The organism is Ollibium composti (assembly GCF_004801285.1).
GTDB lineage: Bacteria > Pseudomonadota > Alphaproteobacteria > Rhizobiales > Rhizobiaceae > Mesorhizobium > Mesorhizobium composti.
In genome coordinates this window covers 1-2467 of record NZ_SSNY01000026.1, presented here as the reverse complement: position 1 = coordinate 2467, position 2467 = coordinate 1, and the positions used below count along the sequence as shown (strand labels likewise).

General features: G+C 66.3%; 3 protein-coding genes. All 3 read right to left on the bottom strand.

The genetic code is table 11. From position 1 onward, the window contains the following. Positions 1–14 precede the first annotated feature (14 nt). The 3 genes from tnpC to tnpA are packed head-to-tail and all read right to left on the bottom strand — an operon-like array spanning position 15 to position 2389. Positions 15–1544, bottom strand: a complete 1530-nt coding sequence (gene tnpC / locus E6C48_RS22305) for an IS66 family transposase (protein WP_136360392.1) — start codon at positions 1542–1544, stop codon at positions 15–17. 57 nt (positions 1545–1601) lie between these two features. Continuing rightward, a complete protein-coding gene (gene tnpB / locus E6C48_RS22300; protein WP_136360394.1) occupies positions 1602–1928 on the bottom strand; it encodes an IS66 family insertion sequence element accessory protein TnpB in 327 nt (108 codons plus the stop codon). A 26-nt stretch (positions 1929–1954) separates the two neighbouring features. After that, a complete protein-coding gene (gene tnpA, locus E6C48_RS22295; protein ID WP_230978920.1) occupies positions 1955–2389 on the bottom strand; it encodes an IS66-like element accessory protein TnpA in 435 nt (144 codons plus the stop codon). Between the last annotated feature and the right edge of the window lie 78 nt (positions 2390–2467).

The window sequence follows — 2467 nt, the reverse complement described above, 5'->3', positions numbered from 1 at the left end:
CGTAACCGCTGTTCTCAGGCCACGGCCTTGAGTGGCGCTGGGGCATAGGCCCAGGGCAAAAGGTCATCGATCTGGTTTTGAGGGTGGCCGGCGATGATGCGGGTGATGACGTCGGCGAGGTAGGCGTACGGGTCGACGCCGTTGAGCTTGCAGGTTTCGATGAGCGAGGCGATCGTGGCCCAGTGTTCTCCCCCGCCGTCGGAGCCGGCGAAGAGTGCGTTCTTGCGATTGAGGGCGATGGGGCGGATGGTCCGCTCGACGACGTTGGAGTCGATCTCGACGCGACCCTCGTCGAGGAAGCGCGTCAGGCCAGTCCAGCGCGAGAGCGCGTAGCGGATCGCTTCGGCGAGCTTGCTCTTCTGGCTGACCAGGGCGAGCTTCCCGCGCAGCCATAGATCGAGGGCGTCGATGATCGGCCGGGACCTTTGCTGGCGAGCGGCGCGGCGTTCGTCTGCCGGGCGACCTCGGATATCACTCTCGATCTTGTAGAGCTCGGCGATGCGCTGGAGCGCTTCCGTGGCGATCGGTGCCGGACCGGATTGGGCCAACTCGTAGAACTTCCGCCGCACGTGGCTCCAGCAAAACGCCAGGCTCACGGCGTTCCTGTCGGCCAGGGCCCGGTATCCGGCGTAGCCGTCCACCTGTAGGATTCCGACGAAGCCCTGAAGGTGCCGGAGCGGCTGCTCGGCCTTTCGATCGGGCGCATAGAGATAGGCGACGCCAGGTGGCTCGGCTCCGCCCCAGGGGCGATCGTCGCGGGCATAGGCGAACAGTTGACCCGTCTTGGTGCGGCCGCGCCCGGGATCGAGCACCGGCGCGGTAGTCTCGTCGGCGAAGAGCTTGTCGGACGCCTTCAGTCGCTCGAACAGTCGCTCGTGGATGGGCCGAAGCAGGAAGGCCGCCTTGCCGACCCAGTCGGCGAGCGTCGAGCGGTCGAGGTTCACGCCTTGGCGGGCATAGATCTGCGCCTGGCGATACAGCGGAAGGTGGTCGGCGTACTTGCCGACCAGAACATGGGCGACGGTCGCCTCGGTCGGAATGCCGCCCTCGACGAGGCGCGCCGGAGGCGGCGCCTGCACCACGACCTCCTCGCAGTTCCGGCAGGCATACTTTGGCCGGCGCGTGACGATCACACGGAACTGGGCCGGCACGATATCGAGGCGCTCGGAATGATCTTCGCCCATGACGTGCAGCATTCCCTTGCAGCACGGGCATGTCTTGTCAGGGATGTCGATGACCTGCTCGATCCGCGGCAGGTGGGCGGGTAATGAACCGCGGTTGGCGCGGCGCTTTCTGACGCAAGCCTCAAGCTTCGCAGGATCGGCGGCTTCCTCAGCGGCGAGGCCTTCTGCCTCGACCTGCTCGACCTCTTCCAGGCCCAGCAGCAGCTGCTCGACGGGCAGGCTCTCTGCCCTGCGGCCGAAGCGGTGACGCTGCAGTTCCTTGATGATCTGACGCAGCCGCTCGTTCTCGGCGCGCTCGGTGGCGAGCATCGCCTGAAGCGCAATCGGATCGTTGGTCAGTGGCTCGGCTGGATTGCTCACAAGGCCGATTCAATCATGGATTACAATGCATTGCCAGTATCTTGGCCGCCCATGGAATCAACTTGCCGCGACCGGTGCGCGCGTCTCACGGGCGTCATGCACGCGCCGCCAATCCAGCCCTTCCAAGAGCGCCTGCAGTTGCGCTGCCGTCAGCCTCACCACACCGTCGGTGATGGTAGGCCAGCAGAACTTTCCGTCTTCCAGACGCTTCGCCAGCAGGCACACGCCGGTGCCGTCGAAGTAGACAAGCTTGACCCGGTCGGCGCGTTTGGCCCTGAAGACGTAGACCGCGCCGGAGAACGGATCGGAGCCCATAGTCTCCCGTACCAGCGCCGCCAGGCCGTCAGCGCCCTTGCGGAAGTCGACCGGCTTGGTCGCCACCATAACGCGCACGGCGCCAGTCGGACCGATCACGACGCACCCTTCAGTGCGCCGATGACCGCCGCGATCGTGGCGGGCGAGGCGCCGTCGCCGATCCTCACCGTGACGCCCGACGCCTCGAGCTCGATCGCGACAACACGTCGTCGTGGCGCGCGCCGTTTCGCTCGCGGCTTCAGCTCTTTCGCCGCAATCGGTTCGGGGGCGACCACGACTGCCGGCACGAAGGCAGGCGGTGCCTCAGCCTCCAATCGCTTGCGCGCCTCGCGCCGCCAAGTGAACAATTGCTGCGGCGTCAGGCCATGCCGGCGCGCCACGGCTGACACTACCGCGCCCGGCGTCAGCGTCTCCTCCAGGATCCGCGCCCGGTCGTCGGCCGACCATCGCCGCCGTCCCATCGCCCCGTTGATGATCTCGAAGCGCCGGAGCTCGCCCTCCGGCTCAAGTCTATGGTCAAGTCCAGACACAAAACGATCCTCCAAATCGGATCGTCACCGTGCCCCTTCAGGCCTGCGCAAAGAAGGTGCGGTCAGAGCCTCGCTTAC

Coding starts and splice junctions, on each gene's coding strand:
- tnpB (WP_136360394.1), bottom strand. CDS start 1,928: ATGGTGGCGACCAAGCCGGTCGACTTCCGCAAGGGCGCTGACGGCCTG.